At 66.0% G+C, this 22,085-nt stretch carries 17 protein-coding genes and 1 pseudogene; 5 read left to right on the top strand and 13 right to left on the bottom strand.

The window, feature by feature from the left end; translation table 11 throughout:
• Position 1 precedes the first annotated feature (1 nt).
• From U5N23_RS19885 to U5N23_RS19870, 4 genes are all read right to left on the bottom strand, one after another.
• Positions 2-1,180: an ABC transporter substrate-binding protein gene (locus U5N23_RS19885; protein WP_322594455.1), complete on the bottom strand. Its 1,179-nt coding sequence runs from the start codon at positions 1,178-1,180 to the stop codon at positions 2-4.
• Positions 1,181-1,197: 17 nt separating this feature from the next.
• The gene (locus U5N23_RS19880) at positions 1,198-2,235 is read right to left on the bottom strand and encodes a branched-chain amino acid ABC transporter permease (RefSeq protein WP_305744243.1); all 1,038 of its coding nucleotides are present in this window, start codon (positions 2,233-2,235) and stop codon (positions 1,198-1,200) included.
• Between the two features lie 90 nt (positions 2,236-2,325).
• Positions 2,326-3,207 carry a branched-chain amino acid ABC transporter permease gene (locus tag U5N23_RS19875; protein ID WP_322594454.1) on the bottom strand — a complete coding sequence of 294 codons (882 nt, stop codon included), beginning with the start codon at positions 3,205-3,207 and terminating at the stop codon, positions 2,326-2,328.
• The gene (locus U5N23_RS19870) at positions 3,204-4,070 is read right to left on the bottom strand and encodes an ABC transporter ATP-binding protein (RefSeq protein ID WP_322594453.1); all 867 of its coding nucleotides are present in this window, start codon (positions 4,068-4,070) and stop codon (positions 3,204-3,206) included. Before U5N23_RS19870 ends, U5N23_RS19875 begins: the two co-directional genes overlap by 4 nt.
• A gap of 150 nt (positions 4,071-4,220) precedes the next feature.
• Between U5N23_RS19870 and U5N23_RS19865 the strand changes: the two genes are divergently transcribed.
• Positions 4,221-4,994 carry a TetR/AcrR family transcriptional regulator gene (locus tag U5N23_RS19865; RefSeq protein ID WP_322594452.1) on the top strand — a complete coding sequence of 258 codons (774 nt, stop codon included), beginning with the start codon at positions 4,221-4,223 and terminating at the stop codon, positions 4,992-4,994.
• A gap of 19 nt (positions 4,995-5,013) precedes the next feature.
• On the opposite strand, the gene U5N23_RS19860 is transcribed toward U5N23_RS19865, so the two are convergent.
• The 6 genes and pseudogenes from U5N23_RS19860 to U5N23_RS19835 form a co-directional block, all read right to left on the bottom strand.
• The gene (locus tag U5N23_RS19860) at positions 5,014-8,481 is read right to left on the bottom strand and encodes a DEAD/DEAH box helicase family protein (RefSeq protein WP_322594451.1); all 3,468 of its coding nucleotides are present in this window, start codon (positions 8,479-8,481) and stop codon (positions 5,014-5,016) included.
• A 166-nt stretch (positions 8,482-8,647) separates the two neighbouring features.
• Positions 8,648-10,387 (bottom strand): restriction endonuclease subunit S, encoded by a 1,740-nt coding sequence (locus U5N23_RS19855; protein WP_322594450.1) that lies wholly within the window; start codon positions 10,385-10,387, stop codon positions 8,648-8,650.
• Entirely contained in the window at positions 10,384-11,946 is a 1,563-nt protein-coding gene (locus tag U5N23_RS19850; protein WP_322594528.1) for a class I SAM-dependent DNA methyltransferase, read from the bottom strand. The genes U5N23_RS19855 and U5N23_RS19850 overlap by 4 nt, the downstream gene beginning before the upstream one ends.
• Before the next feature lie 109 nt (positions 11,947-12,055).
• Positions 12,056-12,484, bottom strand: a complete 429-nt coding sequence (gene cueR / locus U5N23_RS19845) for a Cu(I)-responsive transcriptional regulator (protein ID WP_322594449.1) — start codon at positions 12,482-12,484, stop codon at positions 12,056-12,058.
• Complete coding sequence (locus U5N23_RS19840; RefSeq protein ID WP_322594448.1) at positions 12,481-12,699, bottom strand: heavy-metal-associated domain-containing protein; 219 nt, start codon at positions 12,697-12,699, stop codon at positions 12,481-12,483. Before U5N23_RS19840 ends, cueR begins: the two co-directional genes overlap by 4 nt.
• Positions 12,700-12,805: 106 nt before the next feature.
• Positions 12,806-12,994: pseudogene (locus U5N23_RS19835) on the bottom strand (NADPH-dependent FMN reductase); the annotation flags it as partial.
• Between the two features lie 172 nt (positions 12,995-13,166).
• Here U5N23_RS19835 and U5N23_RS19830 point away from each other — a divergent pair.
• From U5N23_RS19830 to U5N23_RS19820, 3 genes are all read left to right on the top strand, one after another.
• Positions 13,167-15,404, top strand: a complete 2,238-nt coding sequence (locus U5N23_RS19830) for a heavy metal translocating P-type ATPase (RefSeq protein ID WP_322594446.1) — start codon at positions 13,167-13,169, stop codon at positions 15,402-15,404.
• 148 nt (positions 15,405-15,552) lie between these two features.
• On the top strand, positions 15,553-17,232 hold the full coding sequence (locus U5N23_RS19825; RefSeq protein WP_322594445.1) for a methyl-accepting chemotaxis protein: 1,680 nt from the start codon (positions 15,553-15,555) through the stop codon (positions 17,230-17,232).
• 149 nt (positions 17,233-17,381) lie between these two features.
• Positions 17,382-17,960 (top strand): hemerythrin domain-containing protein, encoded by a 579-nt coding sequence (locus tag U5N23_RS19820; protein ID WP_322594444.1) that lies wholly within the window; start codon positions 17,382-17,384, stop codon positions 17,958-17,960.
• Between the two features lie 7 nt (positions 17,961-17,967).
• On the opposite strand, the gene U5N23_RS19815 is transcribed toward U5N23_RS19820, so the two are convergent.
• Complete coding sequence (locus U5N23_RS19815) at positions 17,968-19,092, bottom strand: alkene reductase (protein ID WP_322594443.1); 1,125 nt, start codon at positions 19,090-19,092, stop codon at positions 17,968-17,970.
• A 198-nt stretch (positions 19,093-19,290) separates the two neighbouring features.
• Here U5N23_RS19815 and U5N23_RS19810 point away from each other — a divergent pair, with 198 nt between their 5' ends.
• Positions 19,291-20,508, top strand: coding sequence for a YbfB/YjiJ family MFS transporter (locus U5N23_RS19810; RefSeq protein WP_322594442.1), 1,218 nt, complete (start codon positions 19,291-19,293; stop codon positions 20,506-20,508).
• 33 nt (positions 20,509-20,541) lie between these two features.
• Here the strand turns inward: U5N23_RS19810 and gstA are convergent, their stop codons facing one another.
• Both gstA and U5N23_RS19800 read right to left on the bottom strand, forming a co-directional pair.
• Positions 20,542-21,150 carry a glutathione transferase GstA gene (gene gstA / locus U5N23_RS19805; protein ID WP_322594441.1) on the bottom strand — a complete coding sequence of 203 codons (609 nt, stop codon included), beginning with the start codon at positions 21,148-21,150 and terminating at the stop codon, positions 20,542-20,544.
• Between the two features lie 96 nt (positions 21,151-21,246).
• Entirely contained in the window at positions 21,247-22,017 is a 771-nt protein-coding gene (locus U5N23_RS19800; protein WP_322594440.1) for a class II aldolase/adducin family protein, read from the bottom strand.
• Positions 22,018-22,085 lie beyond the last annotated feature (68 nt).

Raw genomic sequence — 22,085 nt, 5'->3', positions numbered from 1 at the left:
GTCAGAGCTTGATCCAGTCGGAGGCGGCGACCATTTTTTGTGCCTTCATGTCCGCGCGGTACACGCGGCCCACGGGGATGGAGTTGCCGCTGATGGTGATCGGCACGCCGATCAGGCCGCCGGTGTCGAAGTCCTTGATCGAATTGAGCGCAGCCTTGAGGTTCTTGCCATCGAGCGGTTTGCCCGCGTCCAGGCAGCGTTTGGCCGATTCGGTGAACAGCATGGCGGCGAGGAAGCCCTGGATGTAGGCCGTGCTCTGGTACTCGGGGCGCAGCGCGCGGATCTTCTCCAGCATGGGCGCCTTCTCGGTGTCGTAGTAGTAGCGGTAGGGCATCACGCCCATGAAGCCGTCGGCGGCCTCGCCCATCTTCATCACGGTGGAGCTGTCCATGGTCCAGAAGGTGCCCATCCACTTGCTGGTCATGCCCTGCTGCTTACCCTGGGTGATGAACTCGGGGATGGGGGCCAGGATGTAGCCGTGGAAGATGGTGTAGTCGGGCGCTGCGCGGCGCAGCTTGATGACCTCGCCAGAGACGTCCACGCTGCCGGCCGGCGTCATGATCTTGACCGGCACGGACAGGCCGAGCGCCTTGGCAGCGGCTTCGCTCTTGTCGATCGGGTCGCGGCCGAACTCGGAGTCCGAATACACGAAGGCCACCTTGGCGCCGGGCTTTTCCTTGGCGATGTGCTTGAGCAGGATGCCGAACATCTCGGTGTAGTCGGGCCCCACGAGGAACTGGTGGGGGTACTTGGCGGGATCGTTGAGCTCGGACGCGAAGGACGCGCCGGCCATCAGCGTGGTGCCGGCGCGGTCGAGCTCGGGGTTGATGGTCTTGGAAAAGCCCGTGGAGTCGCCGTAGTAGAGGTTCACCTTGTTCTGGCTGGTGATCTTCTTGTAGGCCGCCACCGAGACGTCGACCTTGTAGCCCGTGTCCTCGGGCACGTACCTGAGCTTGCGGCCCTTGATGCCACCCGCGTCGTTGACCATCTTCACGTAGTCGCCGATGCCGGCATTGATGCCCACGCCCGCAAACGCGAACACGCCCGTGAGCGGGATGGAGCCGCCGATGACGATGTCTTCGCCCGATTGCGCGAGCACTGACAGTGGGTGTGCCAGCGCTGCGGCGCCTGCGGCGGCGAGCAGTGAACGGCGGCGTGGGGAGGTGGGGGTCTTGTGCATGCGTGTCTCCTGGTGGTTTAGTTTCTGAAAGGCCAGAGATGGAAGAAACGGCGGATGCGCCGCCACACTTCGGCCAGGCCATGGGGCTCGAAGACGAGGAAGCCGATGATCAGCAGCCCGAAGATCACGGTGCGCACGGGCGACAGGAACACCGTGAGTTCGTTGCCGCCAGGCAGCAGGTTGACGACCAGCTTGAGCAGCTCGGGCACCATGGTCATGAACACTGCGCCCAGGATGCCGCCCAGGATGGAGCCCATGCCGCCGACGATGATGGCCGCCAGGAAGAAGATGGACATGAGCAGCGGAAAGCTCTCGGGCGTGACCACGCGAAAGAAGTAGGCCCACAGGCCGCCGGCCACGCCCGCGTAGAACGAGGACAGGCCGAACGACAGCAGCTTGTAGCGCAGCAGCGGGATGCCCAGCACCTCGGCCGAGATGTCGCGGTCGCGGATGGCGATGAAGGCGCGGCCCACGCGCGTGCGAAACAGGTTGGCTGCGCCCAGCAGCATGAGCACGGTGACCGGCACGATCACCCAGTACAGGCGGAACGAGGTGTCGAGCGGCAGGCCGAACAGCTTGGCCGGCGGTACGCTCAGCCCCCCGGTGCCCCCCGTGAACTTCCAGTTGGCGAAGATGAAGTGCGCAATGAAGGATGCTGCGATGGTGGCGATGGCCAGGTACAGGCCCTTGACGCGCAGCGAGGGGATGCCCACGACGATGCCGCCCAGCATGGCCACCAAGCCACCGGCCAGCAGGTTCACGAGGAAGGGTGTGCCCACGCGCGTCTCCAGCACGGCCACGGTGTAGGCCCCCAGGCCCATGAAGGCGGCCTGCCCCAGGCTCACCAGCCCCGTGTAGCCCGTGAGGATGTTGAGCCCCGTGGCGCTGGCCACGTTGATGCTGACCAGGCAGGCCAGGTAGAGCCAGTAGTCGCTGGCCATGAAGGGGAAGAGCAGCAGCAGCGCAGCGGCCACCGCGAGCCAGACCTTCTGCGTGCGCGAGTCGAACAGCGCCGCGTCGGCGACGTAGGATTCCTTAAGGGTGCCGATGCGCATCAGGCCTCCCGCCGGGCCGCCCCAAGGCAGGCCTGCGCCCCCCTGGGGGGCAGTGAATACACGAAGTGATGAACGTGGGGGCGCATGTTTCTAGAGTCTCTCGATTTCGTGCGTGCCGAACAGGCCGTAAGGGCGAACGAGAAGCACTGCTACCAGGACGATGAAGGTGGCCAAGAGCTTGTATTCGCCGCCCAGGTAGGCGCCGGCCAGGGCCTCGATGAGGCCGATGAGCAGGCCGCCGATGAGGGCGCCGAGCACGCTGTCGAGCCCGCCGACGATGACCACCACCAGCACCGACAGCCCGAACACGCCCATGCTCGACGAGATGCCGCCGATGGAGCCGACGATGATCCCGGAGACTGCGGCGATCATGGCCGAGACCACCCAGGCCAGCGAGAACACACGCGGCACGTTGATGCCCACCGAGTAGGCGGCGGCCTGGTCGCTGGCCGTGGCGCGCAGGGCCACGCCGCCGCGCCAGAAGCGGAACACCAGCAGCACAGCTGCGATGAAGTCCACCGCGATCATGGCGCCCCAGAACACCTTGGGCGCGAGGAAGGCATCGCCCACCATGATGGCTTTGCTCGGCATGAATTCGGGCAGGCGGCGCTGGTCGGCCGTCCAGATCATCTCCACCAGGCCCACGAGCACCGACGCCAGGCCCACGGTGACCATGAAGACGGAGATCGGCGGCTCGCCCAGCAGCGGGCGGATCATGGTGCGCTCGATCACCGCGCCCAAGAGGCCCGAACCGAGCACCGCCGCAGGAATGGCCAGCCACAGCGGCAGCGCGAAGGTGGCGGCAAAGGTGAAGAACAGGTAGGCGCCGACCATGAGCATTTCGCCGATGGCGATGTTGACCACGCGCGTGGCCTTGTAGACCATCACGAAGGCCAGTGCCGCCAGCGCGTACAGGCCGCCACCGGCAATGCCGGTGAGGCTGATTTCGAACAGGTAGGCCCAATCCATCATGCGACTCCCTGCAGCGGCGTCGCGGCCCCAGCATGCAGCCGGGCACGCAGGTCGCCCACGTCGCCCGCGCCCAGGTAGGCGCGGACGACCTCGGGGTTGGCCTGCACTTCGGCCGGCGTGCCCTGGGCGATGACCTGGCCGAAGTTGAGCACCACCACGTGGTCCGACAGGTCCATGACCATGCCCATGTCGTGCTCGACCATGAGCACCGTGACGCCCCACTCGGCGCGCACGTCGAGGATGAAGCGCGCCATGTCCTCGGTCTCCTCGCGGTTCATGCCGGCCACGGGCTCGTCGAGCATCAGCACCTCGGGCTGCATGGCCAGGGCGCGGGCCATCTCCACGCGCTTTTGCAGGCCGTAGGGCAGGGCCGAGACGGGCGCGTGGCGGATGTGGTCGATCTCCAGGAAGTCGATGATGCGCTCCTCGATGTCGGCACGCAGGGCGGCCTCTTCGCGGCGTGCGCGGCCGATGTACAGCAGCGCGTCGAGCACGTTGGTCTTGAGGTGCGCGTGGCGCCCGAGCTTGATGTTGTCGAGCACCGTCATGCCGCGAAACAGCGCGATGTTCTGAAAACTGCGCCCCAGGCCCAGCCGGGCGCGCTGCGGTGCCGGCACGCGCGTGATGTCCTGGCCCTTGAAGCGGATGGCGCCGCTGCCCGGGCGGTAGAAGCCCGAGATGGTGTTGAACAGCGAAGTCTTGCCCGCACCGTTGGGCCCGATCACGGCGGTGATGGAGCCGGCCTGCACGCCAAAGCCCACGCCAGTGAGCGCCTTGACCCCGCCGAAGGCCAGCGTGACGCCATCGACCTGCAGCAGGGGCGGCGCGCTGGCGGGGGGATTGCCGGGTGGGTATGTCTCCATTGGCTTTCTAATGCGGGTTTGTGCTGACCAGAAAATGCCTGCGGGCCTGCAGAAATTTCCTACTTGTGCGTAAACTGTTTACTCGCGAGTAGATTCTGGAAGGCCCGGCGCCAAACCAGCATCCGTACTTTCCCGAGGAACCAGCCCGCCATGCCCAGCCCCACCGTGTCGCCCCCCCGCAGTGCGGACCGCCCGCCCGCGTCGCCCTGGGCGCCCGCGTCGCACCGCGAACAGCAGCGCGAAGCCAAGCGCAATGCCGTGCTGCAGGCCGCCGCGCAGCTGTTCAACGAACGCGGCTTTCACGCCACCTCGCTCGACGACATCGCCGCGCGGCTGAACGTGACCAAGCCCACGCTGTACTACTACGTGAAGAACAAGGACGAGATCCTGCTGCAGTGCGTGAGCAAGGGCCTGGAAATGATGCTCGAGGGCATAGACGCCTCGCGCGCGGCCGGCGGCAAGGCCATCGACCAGCTCATGACCTGCATGCAGGTGTATGCGCGCATCGTCACCATGGACTTCGGCAAGTGCCTGATCCGCGTGGGCGACGAGCAATTGCCGCCGGAAAGCCGGGTGGAGCTGCGCCGCCTGAAATCCGCCATCGACCTGGAATTTCGCCGCCTGGTTGCCGAGGGCGTGCAGGAGGGCTCGCTGCAACCCTGCGACCCGAAGATGACGGCCTTCGTGATCGCCGGGGCGCTCAGCTGGATCGGCCGCTGGTACCAGCCCGGCGGCGAGTACACGGCCGAGCAGGTGGCCGAGCAGTGCATAGCGACGCTGTGCCAGGGGGTGCTGCGGCGCGCCGATGGGGCCGTGGTGGCGGCTGCTTCAAAAGCAGCACCGGCAGCCGACAAGCCTGCGCGCAAACGCAGCGTAGCGCCTGCAAAGAAGGCGGCGCTGAAAGCTGCGGGCAGGGCCAGCTGACGCGCAACAAACGACTATGTCAGGCGGCTGCCTGCTGCAATTCAAGCCCCTCAAGCGCCTGGAACAACTGCTCCACTTTGCAGGAGTCAAAAACGCCATCCGGCCCCTGGACATGGATGTCGGTAAACGGCGATTCGTAGAGCCTTGATGCGGGCATGGCGCCGTGCTCGGTCAGGTGCTGCACGATTTCTTCGACAAACTGCAGCTGGCTGGCGCTGGCAGTGCCCGCTGCAATCAGGTTGGCAAATGCAGCCATGGCGGCCTCTCTGTCCAGGCCGACCAGGGATCGCACAAACACCGGCAGGCTGGTGTGCAGTGTGACGGCACGTTCAATATCGCTGTCCGTGCCGCCTGCCTCGTGCAGCAGGGCTTCCAGCTCCTGCAGGTCGGCGGCGGTCAGGGGTTGGTTGCGGCGCAGCTTGTGCAGTGCCAGCCGGTCATCATGGGCACGCAGGAAGACCTTGGCCTTGGCACGAAACCGATCAAAGTCCACCGCGCTGGCCACCAGCGGCAGGTCCACCTCGGTCGTCTCGCCAATGGCATCTTCAAAGTCGGTATAGACGACACTGCGGCTGCCTTTTTCAATGAGCTTGATGAGGCTGCGCAGCTTGCGCCGCGCCTGCTCCAGCATGGGCAGGGTCACGTCCTGCCACCATTCGTCGCCAGCGATGGCTTCGATCAGCAGCAGGTGCTCGCGCACGCTCGGTACATTGGCCAAGTCCAGCAGGCTGTCGGCCAGTTGCTTCACCTTGGCCTGCAGGCGTGGAAAGGATGGCTCACTGCGCAGCATCGCTAACTGGGTGTTCAGCAGCAGGGCATCAAAGCGCTTTGCATCCTCGTCGTCATCACGCATGGCTGTGGGCAGGCCCGACAGATGCGTGCCCACCTCGGCTAGCTGATCTGCGGTGGGGCGCTTCCACGCCTCCAGTTGGGCCCAGGCCTCCACCCAGCGGCGCTGGGGGCGTACTACGAAGTTGTCCAGCGACATGCCTGCCACCATGCTGTGCAGCAATGCGGCGGTGTCACGGCGGATAGTGGCTTCGGTCAGCACGGGCGACTGCTGTGCTTCATCGGCCACACCATTCATCTGCTGGCGCTTGTCCAGCAGGTCGATCAGCTCCAGCCGCGCGTTGAACAGCCGTTGCGATAGCGGTTGCGCTACGGCGCCTTCACTGCCTTCAAGTTCCTGGTTGAAGTATTCCAGGTTCTGGCAGAAGTCGAAGATGAAGAAGTCCTTCTTGTCCTGGCCCGGGCCATACAGCTCCTTGCACAGCCGCGTGCCTCGCCCCACCATCTGCCAGAACTTGGCCTTGGAGCGCACGATCTTGAAGAAGACAAGGTTCACCACCTCGGGTACATCAATCCCGGTGTCCAGCATGTCCACCGAAATGGCGATGTGCGGCATGCGGTCTTTCTGCGAGAAGTCGTCGATGAGCGACTGCGCATATTCGGTCTTGAACGTGATGGTGCGTGCGAATGTGCCCCGGTACTCCGGGTAGCTCACATCAAACCGCTGTTGGATGAACTCGGCGTGCTTTTGGTTCTTGGCAAAGATGATGGTCTTGCCCAGGCGGTCGCCACCCGCCACCTTGTGGCCCTTGCCCATCAACAGGGCCAGCATCTTGTCCACCGTGTCGGTGTTGAACAGCCATTTGTTGACGGCTTCGGCGCTCACTTCATCGGGAGCTTCGCCGCTTTCATCGTCCCACTCCAGCGCGTCCCACTGGTCTTTCTCGTCGTCACTCAGCTCGTCGTAACGGATGCCTTCGCGCTGAAACTTCAGCGGCACCGAGACCGCCCTGGGCGGTGCCAGGTAGCCCTCGGCAATGGCGTCGTTCAGCCCATATGCATCGGTGGGCACGCCGCTTTCCAGGTCGAACAGGCCGTAGGTATTGCGGTCGATCTCATCCTTGGGCGTGGCCGTCAGGCCCACCAGCAGCGCATCGAAGTAGCTGAAGATGGCGCGGTACTTCTGGTAGATGGAGCGGTGGGCTTCGTCCACCACAATCAGGTCGAAGTGCCCCACGCCAAAGCGGCGCTTGCCTCCGCTGGCGCTTTCGTTGATGAGCCCCATCATCGTGGGGTAGGTGGATACGTAGACCCGACCCTCGGTGGCGCGATCCGTCACCAGATTCACGGGCGCTGCATCGGGCAGGTGGGTCTTGAAGGCGTTGACGGCCTGGTTCACCAGCGCCACGCGGTCGGCCAGAAACAGCACGCGCTTGGCCCAGTTGGCGCGCATGAGCAGGTCCACCAACGCAATCACCGTACGGGTTTTGCCCGCACCGGTGGCCATCACCACCAGGGCCTTGCGGTGCTGGTCGTGTTCAAACACTTCGGCAATGCGGCGAATGGCGCGCTGCTGGTAGTGGCGCTCCACAATGCCTGCAGGGATGTTCAGGCTGGCCAGCGGCTTACGGGTGGTGCGGCGCTGGGCCATCAGCTCCAGTTCGTCTTTGGTGTGGAAGCCCTGCACGGGCCGGGGCGGGCTGGAGGTGTCGTCCCACATCCAGTGCTCGTAGCCATTGGTGCCGTAGATCACCGGCCGGTGGCCGTAGCGCTGCTCCAGGCAGTCGGCGTACAGGCGGGCCTGCTGCTCGCCCTCTTTGGCGCTGCGGCGGGTGCGCTTGGCTTCCACAATGGCCAGCGGAATCTCACCACTCCACAGCACATAGTCGACAAAGCCCTTGCCTTGGCCGTTGGGCATGCCCTGGACTTCAAACTCGCGGTCACGCGGCTGGTTCAGTGCCCAGCCAGCTTCCTTGAGCAGCAGGTCGATGAACAGATCGCGCGTGGCGGCTTCATGGTAGTCGTGGGCTGCGGCAGGTTGCGCCGCGTTGGCGGCTTTTGCCGCCGCAATCTCGGCGCGGTAGCGGGCCAGTTCGGCATCCAGCTCTGCATTGCGGGCCGCCGCCTCGCGCAACGCTGCATCGCGTTCGGCCAGGGCAAGGGCCTGTTTGGCCAGCGCCTCTTGCGCAGCGGCCTGGGCTGCACGGCTGGCTGCCTGTTCTTTGGTCGCGTCGGCAGACGCTGGCCGGGACAGCAACTCAGCACGGAATTGCAGGGCTGCAGCAGGGCGGTCTGCCACCCGTCGTGCATAGTGCTGTGCCAGCCAGAAGGCCACATGGAACAGCTCGCGCAGCGCGGCCATTGCGTCGTTCGCCGTCACCGGGCGAGCGTCATGCACCGCCTTGTTGCCCAGGCGGCGGATCACGTCCATCTTGGCATGCACGGCCGGGCCGACCAATTGCTGAAAGCTGGGCTCGAACAGAAAGGCCGACAGGTCCGCTTTGTAAGGCATGCGCAGGCTCCCGCCTTTGCCCCCCTCTGCCTGGTACAGCCACGCTACGGCCAGTTCCAGCGAGCGGCGGGCATAGAAGCAGGTGGTGCGCGCGTCGGTATGGGCTGTCGCCTCGGCCCGGCGGGCTTCGGCCAGCAGGTCGGGCCAGTCGGACTGGAGGAAGGAAAAGTTCGACGGAGTGCTCAAGAAGTATTCCCCCTCAATCCCAAGAATGCCGTTCTATAGCTTGGCCTAAAGCATCGATGCTTTAGAAAAAGCTTTATAAGCCGTTGTTCTTAAAAGAAATTCTTCGGCCGTTGCTGATCGCTGTTGTGCTCAGATCATATGGAATCTTTAGTCCATACGGGGTGACTTAGAGATTCCAGTGGCGCTGGCGCGCTTCGGGTGACAAGGTATCGACGATGTACCTTAGCGGAACGGTTTCGTTTTTGGGCGTGCGTTCATAAGCGCTGTCATGCGAGGCGGCTTTGGTTTGCCCGAACTTCATGTCGCGACAGTAGCGGACGGCCCAATCCAGACTTTCCACCATGGCGGGGCTGAGCTTGCTGAAGTCAGCATCGCGCAGCGCGGTGAGCGTGTGACCATGAAGACGCAGCGCCGCGCGTAGCGCACCATCGTCGAAATCGCTGAACATTCGTTCCCCGATGAGCACCCGCGTGGCGTCGTAGGCCGCTTGGGGAACAGGGCCATGGGGCAGTGCGCAATAGGTCTCGCCGTAAATCTGGTGCCCGTAGTGCTCAAGGTGATGCTTGTCCGCGAAGTAAATGGCTTTGAGGGTGTTGTACTGATCTCCCTTGGGCATTCGTTTGGCGATGTAGATCAGCGCCTCTTGGCCAATCGAGGCTTCCAGCCGCAGCAATCCCTCCAGGTCTTGGGCTGGCGAGCGTGGTGCGGCGGCGTTCTTATCTGTAGTGGTGGATGCCAACTCGCCACGAAAGGCGCGGTGCTGAAGTGAGGTAAACAGCGCATCGAGCGCGGCAAGGGCTTTGCGATGAACGGCTTTGAGGGCCGCGATCGATTGGATACGGGCGGCGAAGGCATTTTGGAGGGCGAGAGGAGGGAGTGCAACTGGTGTATCTCGCACATTTGAAACGCTGATGGTGTTGAGGCCCGAGGTTGATTTTCCAGCTCGCAACAAATGCAGGCGTCCTCCCGGCGAGTTCACATACTCGCTGGCAAAAACTGGATCAACCTTATCGCGATTGAAGCGTGCGCGAATAAGGTGGTTCTGATGCACGCACTGCTCAATTTCCCCGCTCCATAGCGCTGCTCGCCCGATCTCGTTGGGATTGCCGTGGCCCTCTACTACCAGCAGATCGTCTTTCACCAAAATCGTTCGCCGAAGCTCGGCAGGAGTCGCTCGAATGGTCTTGATCTCGGAAAGATCCAATACTCCGCGATAAACATTGGCGACCCTGAGATAGGGAACCTCCAAAGGCAGGGCTGTGCGGGTTCTGGTCACTTGCAAGCCCCCCTGCACCTCCGCCAGCTCACCAATTGTTGATATGTCCCATCTCTTTGGATTCGTCACTGGGTCCCCAAACATATCGAGAAACAGGGACTGGGTGAGGCTGTCGAGCAGGGCCAGGGCGGTGTGTCGTTGAGTTCGGAGGGCTTCGGCTTGGTCGAGGATGGCGGCGATGCGGCGTTGGTCTGAGAGCGGAGGTAGGGGAACGGGATACGACCAAAACTCGCTCATTACCATCCGTGGCATCTTGGCTCCCGCAACGACGTTGGTTGCAAACGCAAGAAACGTTGGCGACCGTAGGAAATGCGCGAGGTAGTTAGGCAAAATCTTGGATTCGTCACACCGCAATGGGACTAGCTCCGTGGTGGCGACACCGTCGTTTTCGGCAACAACAACCTTGTTGAGATAGGGGCGCAGTTTGCAGTACAGCACTGTGCCCTTGTTGAATACGTAGGTGGATGAGCCAACCTCAGTGCGATCAAGCATGAGTTTGGACAGCACTTTGCCGCTGTGCGATTCAATTTGGTCCAGGTTAAGCGCCAAAACTTCGCTTTTTCCTTCAGGAAGGGTCGCTTTGTGTGCATCGTCCAGCAATGAACGCATAGGCGCGGTAGGAAAGCTCACTGCAACATCCCTTCCAGCGCTTCCATCCCCTTCGTGATTTCCAATTCAATGGCCCGCAGTTCGGCCAGTATTTCTTCTGGCGTATCGTGCTTCACGGTCTTGTGCACCACCGCCTTGTACCGATTGATGCTCAGGTCGTAGCCAGTGGCCTCAATATCGCCTTTGGGCACGCAAAAGCTCTGTGCAGTGCGGGGGCGGTCAGGTTCGGTGCCATTGCGCTGACCCCAGCGCTCCAGCACATCTGGCAGGTTGTTCTTGGCGTGCTCTGCCTCGGATAGCAGGCTGCGTTTATCTGCAAAGCGCTGTAGGCCCAGAAGGCTTGTATCCAGCAGCGGTTGGCGTTTGTCATCCAAGCTCCATCCATCAGCCTGCATGTCGTAAAACCACACATGGTCGGTGCCGCCGCTCATGGTCTTGGTGAACAGCAGGATGGCGGTGCTGACGCCCGAATAGGGCTTGAACACGCCGCCGGGCAGGCTGATGACGGCGTCGAGCCTTTGCTCTTCCACCAGCTTGCGGCGCAATTCCTTGTGGGCCTTGCTGCTGCCAAACAGAACGCCGTCGGGCACGATGACGGCAGCACGGCCGCCGGTTTTCATGAGGCGCAGGAACAGGGCCAGAAAGAGCAGTTCGGTCTTCTTGGTCTTGACGGTTTGCTGCAGGTCCTTGGCGGTGGTTTCGTAATCCAGATTGCCCGCAAAGGGCGGGTTGGCCAGGATGAGGCTGTACGCATCGGCATTGCCTGCTGCGCCTTCGGCCAGGGAGTCGCGGTATTCGATGGCGGGGTGTTCCACGCCGTGCAGCACCATGTTCATGCTGCCAATGCGCAGCATGGTGTTGTCGAAATCGTAGCCGTGGAACATGCCGTTGTGGAAGTGCGTGTTCTGAGCGGGCACGCGCAGCATGTCGGGGTAGGTACGGCGCAGGTATTCGCCCGCGGCCACCAGAAAGCCGCAGGTGCCACTGGCTGGGTCGCAGATGGTGTCTTGCGGCGTGGGGGCCGTGAGGGCCACCATCAGGTCGATGATGTGGCGCGGGGTGCGAAATTGCCCGTTTTGGCCGGCGGATGCGATCTTGCCGAGCATGTACTCGTACAGGTCGCCCTTGGTGTCGCGATCATCGAGCGGAATGGCGTCAAGCAGATCGACCACCTTGGCCAGCAGGCCAGGGGTGGGGATGGTGAATCGCGCATCGCGCATGTGGCGGGCGAAGGCCGTTTCTGCTGCGGGGCCGCCGGACGTTTGCAGGCCACGCAGGAAGGGGAAGACCTGGTTGCTGAGCACGTCGAACATATCGGCAGGCGCCATGTTCTTGAAGCGGGACCAGCGCATGTCGTCGAACGACCGGCTGTTGGGGTCCAGGCCTGCGGGGATGATGCGCACGGGGGCGGTCTTGAGGCGCAGGGCCTTGTTGTCTTCGCGGGTCTGGTCGCTGTCGAGGGCGCGCAGAAAGAGCAGGTAGGTGATCTGCTCGATGACTTCAATGGGGTTGGCGATGCCGCCGGACCAGAAGGCATTCCAGACCTGATCGACCTTGTTGCGGAGTTCACCGGTGAGCATGGGAGCGAGACTTTTGGGGCATGGGGAAGCCCGAGAGTCTGCCATGGGACTGCCTAGGGCGTGCCATTCGCGGACCAGCCATGGTCTCTCGCTATTGAAATGAGAGCGATTAGCGAGCGTTTTGCTCGGGAATCCCCGCCAGGTCATCCAGGATCGGGCAGTCCGGCCGCTCATCCCCATGGCAGCACGACACCAGCGTCTGCAGGCTGCGCTGCATGGCCTGCATGGCGGCGATGCGCTCGTTGAGGTCCTCGATGTGGGCCTGGGCGATGCGCTTGACCTGGCTGCTGGCGCGGCTGCGGTCCTGCCACAGGGCGAGCAGGCCGGCGATCTCTTCCATCGAGAAGCCCAGGTCGCGCGCGCGGCGGATGAAGCGCAGGCCATGCACGTCGGCTGCGGTGTACTGGCGGTAGCCGCTGTCGGTGCGCGCCACGCTGGCCACCAGGCCCAGGGATTCGTAGTGGCGCACCATGCGCGCCGAAACCCCGGCACGGCGCGCGGCCTCGCCGATGGGCACGGGCCAGTCGGTCTTGCTCATGCCGCGACGGCGTAGCCTTCTTCGGCGATGGCCGCGGCCAGCGCTGCGCGCGCGGCGCTGCTGTGCGCCACATGCACATTGCCGCTGGCGCGGTCGATGCGCACCGTGGCATCGGGGTCCACGCCTTGCACGGCCTGTGTCACGGCGCGCTCGCAGTGGCCGCAGGTCATGCCCTGGACCTGGAAGTCATGGCTGGTGGTGGTGGATGGCTGCATGTGAAGACTCCTTGCTGATTGGCTGATTGCATTGAACAGCCTGGAGCGTAAACCTTCACATGGTGGCAAGGTCAAGCCCTGCTGCAAAACCTTGAAGAGGGACTGCCTACCTCGGCCGGGCGCGGCGCACGCCGGCATCGGGGCGCGAGAGGGTGCCCGCGCGCAGCTCGCCCACCGCCACCGCCAGGGCCTGGGCGGCGCCGCGGATCTCGGCCTGCATGGCGGCATCCCGGTCCAGCACCTCGTGGCTCTGGGCATAGCTTTCGTAGTAGCCGATGTAGCGGTCCAGGCGCGCGGCGCGGTCCAGCGGCTCGGGGGCTTGGCCGGTGCGCGCCCGTAGGGGTGTAGGGCTTGTCATGCACAAAATTCGACCACCGCCGGCAATGCCGCCGTATCGGACAAGGCGCCGACTTGATCTGGGGCAAGGGCTTGACCTTCACACCATGGCAAGCTGTAAGGTACCCCTCATGACCAACGACACCACCCCTGACCGGGCCCTTGAGGCCTTGCAACATTTCGACCTGGGCATCGGCGGCATGACCTGCGCCAGCTGCGTGGGCCGCGTGGAGCGTGCGCTGCGCAAGGTGCCGGGGGTGCAGGATGCCTCGGTCAACCTGGCCACGGAGTCCGCCCGCATCGGCGTGGCGGCGCCCGCCGGCAGCGATGCCGCGGCGCTGGAGGCGCAACTGCGTCGCGCCGTGCGCAATGCGGGCTACGAGCCGCTGGCGAAGGACCACGCCGATGCGGCGGAAGACCTGTCGCCCTGGGCCGGTTTTTTGCCGGTGGGCGTGGGCCTGGCGCTGTCGGCACCGCTGGTGCTGCCCATGGTGGGTGATCTCCTCGGGCAGGACTGGATGCTTCCGGCCTGGCTGCAGTTCGCACTGGCCACGCCGGTGCAGTTCATCCTGGGTGCGCGCTTTTACAAGGCCGGCTGGCATGCGCTGAAGGCGCTCACGGGCAACATGGACCTGCTGGTGGCGCTGGGCACCAGCGCGGGCTGGGGCCTGTCGGTGTGGCTATGGCTTACTGCACATGCTGGCCATGCGCCGCACCTGTATTTCGAGGCCTCGGCCGTGGTGGTCACGCTGGTGCTGTTGGGCAAGTGGCTGGAGGCACGCGCCAAGCGCCAGACCACCACCGCCATCCGTGCGCTGCACGCGCTGCGGCCCGACGTGGTGCACCTGCTGGGCAAGGCCGGCGAGGTGGATGTGCCCGTGGCCGAGGTGCTGGTGGGTGACCGGCTGGTGGTGCGCCCGGGCGAGCGCATCCCGGTGGACGGCACGGTGCACGAGGGCCACACCCAGGTGGACGAGTCCATGCTGACCGGTGAACCCCTGCCCGTGGCGCGCGACGTGGGCGCGCCGCTCACGGGCGGCTCGATCAATGGCGACGGGCGCATCGTGATGGCGGTGACGGCTGTGGGCGCCGAGACGGTGCTGGCGCACATCATCCGCCTGGTGGAGGACGCGCAGGCCGCCAAGGCCCCCCTGCAGCGGCTGGTGGACAAGGTGTCGGCCGTGTTCGTGCCGGTGGTGCTGGCGATTGCCCTGGCCACCTTGCTGGGCTGGCTATGGAGCGGTGCGGGCATGGAGGCGGCGCTGATCCACGCCGTGGCGGTGCTGGTGATCGCCTGCCCCTGCGCGCTGGGCCTGGCCACGCCGGCCGCCATCATGGCGGGCACGGGCGTGGCCGCGAAGCACGGCATTCTGATCAAGGATGCGCAGGCGCTGGAGCGCGCGCACAAGGTGGACACGGTGGCCTTCGACAAGACCGGCACGCTGACCGTGGGCCAGCCGCGGCTGACCGCCTTCGAGGCGGTGCCCGGCGTGGATGAAGGCGCCGTGCTGGCGGCGGTGGCGGCCGTGCAAAGCGGCAGCGAGCACCCGCTGGCGCGTGCCGTGGTGCGCGCCGCACAGGAGCGCCAACTGGCCCTGCAGGCCCCCGAGGGCGTGCGTGCCGTGCCGGGCCGGGGTACCGAGGGCGAGGTGCAGGGCGCCAGCTTGCTGGTGGGCAGCCTGCGCTGGATGCAGGAACTGGGTGTCGACATGGGCCCCCTGGCGACGCGTGCCGAGGCATTGCAGGCCGAGGGCGCTACCGTCTCCGCCGTGGCCGAGCGCACGGCCCAGGGCCTGGCCTTGCGCGCGCTGCTGGCCTTTGGCGATGAGCCCAAGCCGGGTGCGCGCGAGGCGCTGGCGGCCCTCAAGGCCCGGGGTATCCGCACGGTGATGGTGTCGGGGGACAACCGGGGCGCTGCCGAGGCCATGGCGCGCCGCCTGGGCCTCGACCCTGCCGCCGGCGAGGTCATGGCGGAGGTGCTGCCCGGCGACAAGGCGGCGCGGGTGGTCGCATTGCAACAGGGTGGCCATGTGGTGGCCATGGTGGGCGATGGCGTCAACGATGCGCCGGCACTGGCTGCGGCCGATGTGGGCATGGCCATGGGCAACGGCACGGACGTGGCCATGCACGCAGCGGGCATCACGCTGATGCGCGGCGACCCGCTGCTGGTGGCGGCAGCGCTCGACATATCGCACCGCACGGTGCTCAAGATCCGCCAGAACCTGTTCTGGGCCTTTGCCTACAACGTGGCCGGCATCCCCCTGGCGGCCCTGGGCTACCTGAGCCCGGTGGTGGCGGGGGCCGCGATGGCGCTCAGCTCGGTCAGCGTGATGGCGAATGCCCTCTTACTCAAGCGCTGGCGCATGTGATAAACACGTATGGCGCATGGTCACGCATGTCTGGCAAACTGCAACGTTTTGTTGCAGTCGGGCGGACAACGGGGGCAGGGGTCTCTTGCATGCAGGAGATCTCTTGCAGTCCGGCACCGGCACACATACCAATTGAAGGATGACAGACATGAATTTATTCACGCTCATGCGGCAGTTCACCATTCGATTTCGCATGCTGGGGGCCATTGCCGTGGTGCTGGGCCTGCTGGGCATGCTGGGAGGTGCCGGCATGCTGGGCATGTTCCGCATCCACGCCCTGTCCGAGGACTTCATGGCCAACTCGTTCGCCGAAGTGGGTTACCTCGCGGAGCTGCGCGGCGAGATGGGTTCCATCCGCCAGTTCGAGAAGGACATGATCATCGGCTATGAAAAGCCCGAGGTCGTGAAGGCTTCGCACGCCAAGTGGCTGGCCAGCCAGGACAAGGCCAAGAAGATCGCGGCCCAGTTCCTCGAAGGGCCGGAAGACGGTGACAACCCCGTGGTGCGCGACATCATCAAGCGCGTGGACAGCTACCGCGAGCAGTTTGCCCACGTGGCGCGCCAGCTCGAAGCCGGGGGCTACGACACGGCCACCATCGCCAACCGCATGAGCGGCAAGGCCGTGGCGGAATTCGACCAGGCTGACAAGCTCATGGCCCAGCTCGACACGGTGCTGCGCACCGAGGTCGCCAGCGCGGTGGAGCAGCAGAACAAGGTGACCAGCCAGACCAAGTGGCTGTTCGTGCTGGCGGTGCTGATCACCGTGGTGGTGGTGGTGCCGCTGACGCTGCTGAACATGATCTCCATCTGCAACCCGCTGGCCGATGCGCGCCGCATGGCGCAGGCGATTGCCGGAGGCGATCTGTCGCAGCCCATCGTGGCCAACGGCAAGGACGAGGTGGCCGACCTGCAGCGCGCGCTGGGCGACATGCAGCAGGGTCTGGGCGCGCTGGTGGCGCAGGTGCGCGATGCCAGCGGCAACATCGCCACGGCCAGCCAGGAGATCGCTACCGGCAACCAGGACCTGTCGCAGCGCACCGAGCAGACGGCCAGCAACGCGCAGGAGGCCGTGGCCTCGCTGTCGCAGCTGACCTCCACCGTGCAGCAGACGGCATCGTCCTCGCAGATGGCCAACCAGCTGGCGGCTTCGGCCTCCAACACCGCCACGCGCGGTGGTTCGGTGGTGCAGCAGGCCGTGGCCAGCATGCAGGAGATCTCGGCATCGAGCCGCAAGATCGGCGACATCATCGGCCTGATCGACTCCATCGCCTTCCAGACCAACATCCTGGCGCTGAACGCGGCCGTGGAAGCGGCCCGCGCCGGCGAGCAGGGCCGTGGCTTTGCCGTGGTGGCCAGCGAAGTGCGCAGCCTGGCCCAGCGCTCGGCCGCTGCGGCCAGCGACATCAAGGGCCTGATCCACAACAGCGTGACCGCCGTGGACGGTGGCGTGCGCCACGTGGAAGACGCGGGCACGGCCATGAAGGAGATCGTGGCCAGCGTGCAGCGCGTGGGCGACATCATCGGCGAGATCACGGCGGCCGCCACCGAGCAGTCGGCTGGCATCGGCCAGGTGAACCAGTCGGTGGGTGAGATCGACCGCATGACGCAGCAGAACGCTGCGCTGGTGGAAGAGTCCGCTGCGGCGGCCGAATCGCTGCGCGAGCAGGCGGCGCGCCTGTCGGAAGTGGTGCAGCAGTTCCAGCTCGCCGAGTCGATGGGCCATGGCGGCGGCCATGGTGGCCACAGTGGCGGGCCTGTGGCCCAGCCACAGCAGCAGCATGCATCGCTGCGTGCACCCACGGCCTCGCGCCAGCTTCTGGCACGCTGACGCTGCGCCGTCTCCCATCCAGGGCAAGGCCCCGCGCGCTTCGGCGAGCGGGGCTTTTTTCATGGGGCTTTCATTGACCTGCGTCAGTTTGGCCTGGGCACCGGCATGGCACCCTTGGAGCCTGTTCAATACCCTTTGGGAGCAAGGCCATGCCTCATGCCAGTGTGCGGACCATCCGCGACGAGCACGCGTCGCTGGCGGCGGTGCTGCGCTCGCTGCAGCTGATGCTGGACCGGGGTCCGGCCGATGCGCCGACCGCGTTCTTCGACGTGATGCGCGCGATGCTGTTCTACATCGACGAGTTTCCCGAGCGCCAGCACCACCCCAAGGAATCGCAGTGGCTGTTCCCGCGCGTGGCCGAGCGTGCGCCCGAGGCGGCCGCAGCCATTGCGCAGCTCGAGCGCGAGCACGCGGGCGGCGAGGCTGCGGTGCGCGAGCTGCAGCACCTGCTGCTGGCCTGGGAGCTGTTGGGGGACACGCGGCGCAGCGCGTTCGAGGAGGCGTTGCAGCGCTACGTGGCCTTCTACCTGGAGCACATGCGGATCGAGGAAACCGTGGTGCTGCCGGCCGCCCACGCGCACCTCGATGCGCAGGACTGGGCGGCCGTGGATGCGGCGTTTGCCACCAACGCCAACCCCCTGGCGCAGGGCCCGGGCCGCGACGGGGCCTATGACCGCCTGTTCACCCGCATCGTGATGCGGGCGCCCAATCCCATAGGACTGGGGTAAGCCGGATTCACGCCGACTGGAGGGTCGGGTAGTCGGTATAGCCTTTTTCGCCGCCGCCGTAGAAGGTGCTCTGGTCCCAGGCGTTGAGCGGGGCTTTGGTGCGCAGGCGCTCGACCAGGTCGGGGTTGGCGATGTAGAGCTTGCCGAAGGCCACGATGTCGGCCGAGCCGTCGGCCACGGCCTGCTCGGCCAGGGTGGCGTCGTAGGCGTTGTTGGTCATCCAGGCACCCTTGCCGCCGGCTTCGCGGTAGGCGGCCTTGAGGGCCGCATAGTCGAAGGGGCGGTCGGGCAGTTCGCGCGGGCCGCCGGTGGCGCCTTCGATGACGTGGATGTAGGCCAGGCCCAGTGGGGCGAGCTGGCGCACCACGTAGTCAAACAGGGGCTGGGGGTCCGCGTCCACGATGTCGTTGGCAGGCGTGACGGGCGAGAGGCGGATGCCGACCTTGCCACCACCCACGGCGTCCACGGCGGCGCGCGTGGCTTCGAGCAGCAGGCGGGCACGGTTCTCGATGCTGCCGCCGTAGTCGTCGGTGCGCTGGTTGGCGCCGGTCTTGAGGAACTGGTCGAGCAGGTAGCCGTTGGCGCCATGGATTTCCACGCCGTCGAAGCCGGCGGTTTCCACGGCGTTGCGGGCCGCCGCCGCATAGGCGTGCACGATGCCGGGCAGTTCCGAGGCGTCGAGCGCGCGCGGCTGCGAGGTGGGCACGAAACTGCCCTTGCCCGTGGCGCGGTCGATCAGGTAGGTCTTGGACTTGGCGATGAGGGCCGACGGCGCCACGGGTGCGCCGCCATCGGGCTGCAGGTCGTTGTGCGAGATGCGGCCCACGTGCCACAGCTGGGTCACGATCTTGCCGCCGGCCTCGTGCACGGCGGTGGTGACCTTCTTCCAGGCATCGAGCTGCTCGGTGCCATACAGGCCCGGCACGTCGGCATAGCCCTGGCCCTGGTGGCTGATGGCCGTGGCCTCGGTGATCAGCAGGCCGGCGCTGGCGCGCTGCGCGTAGTAGGTGGCGGTGATCTCGGCGGGCACGGCGTTGGGTGCGCGGTTGCGCGTGAGCGGCGCCATGGCGATGCGGTTGGCCAGTTGCAGGTCACCGACCTGGATGGGATCGAAAAGCGAAGCTGTGGACATGCGGTGGTACTTTCGTTCGTTCGTGCGGAGGTCGCAGGGACCGGAAATGACGGACAAGCGTATTCGCATTCGGCAAAGGCTGCAGTGGGCTGGCGCAACACAGGGCAAGGCATTTGTGTTATCGCAAGGCGCGGCGGGGCTGGCACGGGGAACGATCGGCGACAGCGCTGCGGGCCCATGCCCGGCACAATGGCCGCCATGAGCACCGTTGTTCCCGCGCCTTCGTCCGCCCTGTTGCGCAATGGCCTGTGGCTGGCCGTGGCCCTGTCGATGGGGGCAGCGGTGTCGCTCGGGATCACGCGCTTCGCCTACGCGCTGCTGCTGCCGCCGATGCGCGAGGACCTAGCGTGGTCGTACACGCTGGCCGGGGCCATGAACACCGTGAACGCGCTGGGCTACCTGCTGGGAGCCCTGGCCACACCCCTGCTGCTGCGCCGGCTGGCGCCAGGCACCCTGCTCGTGGCAGGGTCCGTGCTGGCCACCGTGTTCATGGGGCTGTGCGGCTTTTTCGTGGACGCCGTGCCGCTGCTGGTGCAGCGCCTGCTGGCCGGTGTGGCGAGCGCGCTGGTCTTCGTCTGCGGGGGCCTGCTCGCGGCGCGCCTGGGTGCCCAGCAGCCGGGGCGCAGCGGCCTGCTGCTGGGCTTGTACTACGGCGGCACGGGCTGGGGCATCAGCCTCTCGGCGGTGCTGGTGCCGGCCGTGCTGGCCGCTGCACCGGGCCCGCACCCCTGGGCCTGGGCCTGGTGGGCGCTGGCCCTGGCCTGCGTGGCGGCCACGCTGGTGCTGCTGTGGCCGGCGCGGGCGCTGCAGGCCCTGGCGGCGCCGGCTGCGGTCGCATCGTCCTCGCAGCCGGTAAGTGGCATGCGCTGGGCGCCCTTTGCGCCGGCGCTGCTCGGCTATGGCCTGTTCGGTGTGGGCTATATCGGCTACATGACCTTCGTGGTGGCGCTGCTGCGCGAGCAGGGCGCCAGCGGCACGGCGGTGACCTGGTTCTATGCGCTGCTGGGGCTGGCGGTGGTGCTGTCCTCGCGCATCTGGGCGGGCCTGCTGGACCGCAGCCGCGGCGGGCAGGCGCTGGCCCTGCTCAACGGCCTGCTGGGCGTGGCCACGGTGCTGCCGGCGCTGACTTCGGCTTGGCCGGTGGTGCTGGCCTCGGGCCTGCTGTTCGGGGCGGTGTTCCTGTCGGTGGTGGCCTCCACCACGGCCCTGGTGCGGCACAACCTGCCGCAGGCGCTGTGGGCCAGCGGCATCAGCGCCTTCACCATCGTCTTCGCGGCCGGTCAGATCGTCGGTCCCACCGTGGTCGGCTGGATCGCCGACGGCCCCGGCGGCCTGGCGCGCGGGCTGGTGTTCTCGGCCTGCGCGCTCTGGGTGGGTGCGCTGGTGGCCTCGCGGCAGAAGCCGCTGGCTGCATGACGCACCCGCAGCCGGCCTGCCGCGCGGCGCTGCTTACTTGAGCAGGCCCTCGGCCTTCATGGCTTCCTGCACCGCAGGGCGTGCGGCTACGCGCTCGCGGTAGGCGGCCAGGTGGGCGAAGGCCGAGATGTCCAGGTTGGTCGGCTTGGCCCAGTTGGTCACGGTGAACAGGTAGCCATCGGCCACGGTGAACTGCTCGCCCATCACGTACTGCTTGTCGGCCAGTTGGCCGTCCACCCACTGCAGGCGCTGCAGCAGCTTCTCGCGCGCCATGGCCTTGTATTCCTCGGGCGTGGCGGGGTTGAACAAGGGGCTGAAGCCCTTGTGGATCTCGGTGCCGATGAAGGTCAGCCATTCCTGCAGGCGGTAGCGCTGCAGCGAGCCGTTCTGGGGCGCAAGCATCTTCAGGGGCACCTGGTCGGCGATGTACTGCAGGATGGCCGGGCCTTCGCGCAGGCGCGTGCCGTCGTCCAGCTCCAGCAGGGGCACGTAGCCCAACGGGTTGATGGTGTAGTAGTCGGTGCCGTCCTGCAGCTTGTGGCTCTTGGTGCTGGCCAGCACGGGGGTGAACGCGAGGCCCGCTTCGTGCAATGCGATGTGGGGGGACAGGGAGCAGGCGCCAGGAGAGTAGTAGAGCTTCATTGTCGGGTCCTCTGGGTGGAAATGGCAGGAGACCCCGATCCTATGCGCTGCGCCTGTTTTCTGCAGGGCGTGACCAGTAAAGGCAGCGGGCAGATGTCAGCTGTCGTAACCGGGTGCATCGCGCTGCGCCTTGCGCAGCAGCGAGGGCCAGACGAAGGCGCCACCCAGGCCACCGGTCTGCACGCGCATGGCCTGGGCCACGCCGCTCACGATCTGCGGGTCCACCGGGTTGAGCTCGCCGCCGGCCTGGGCGTCGATCTGGATGCGGCAGGTGTTCTCGAAGGTGTACATCGACAGGAAGGCGTCGGCAATCGACTTGCCTACGGTGAGCAGGCCGTGGTTGCGCAGCATCAGGAAATTGGCTTCGCCCAGGTCGGCCTGCAGGCGCGGTTTTTCCTCGTCGCGAAAGGCCACGCCCTCGTAGCCGTGATAGGCCAGCGAGGCGAGCACGAAGGTGCTCTGCTGGCTGATGGGCAGCACGCCGCATTTCTGCGCGCTCACCGCCACGCCGGCACGGGTGTGGGTGTGCAGCACGCACTGCGCATCGGGCCGGGCCTCGTGCACGGCGCTGTGGATCACGAAGCCGGCCGGGTTCACGGAGAAGGGAGAGTCGTGCAGCTTGTTGCACTGCATGTCCACCTTGATCAGGCTCGACGCGGTGATCTCGTCGAACATCAGGCCGTAGGGGTTGATCAGGAACTGGTGCTCGGGGCCCGAGACCGATTCGGGCAGCTTGGCGCTGATGTGGGTGAACACCAGGTCGCTCCAGCCGTACAGTGCCACCAGGCGGTAGCAGGCGGCCAGGTCGCAGCGCAGCTGCCATTCTTCGGGGCTGACGCTTTCTTGCAGGGAGGGGATGGCGATCATGGGGCTTGTCTCCTGGAATGTCTTGGTCGGGACAGCCACTGTAGGGCGGCCCGGGTGCAGGCGCTGTC

The organism is Acidovorax sp. (assembly GCF_034519795.1).
Lineage (GTDB): Bacteria > Pseudomonadota > Gammaproteobacteria > Burkholderiales > Burkholderiaceae_C > Acidovorax.
This window is presented reverse-complemented; position numbering and strand designations above follow the sequence as displayed.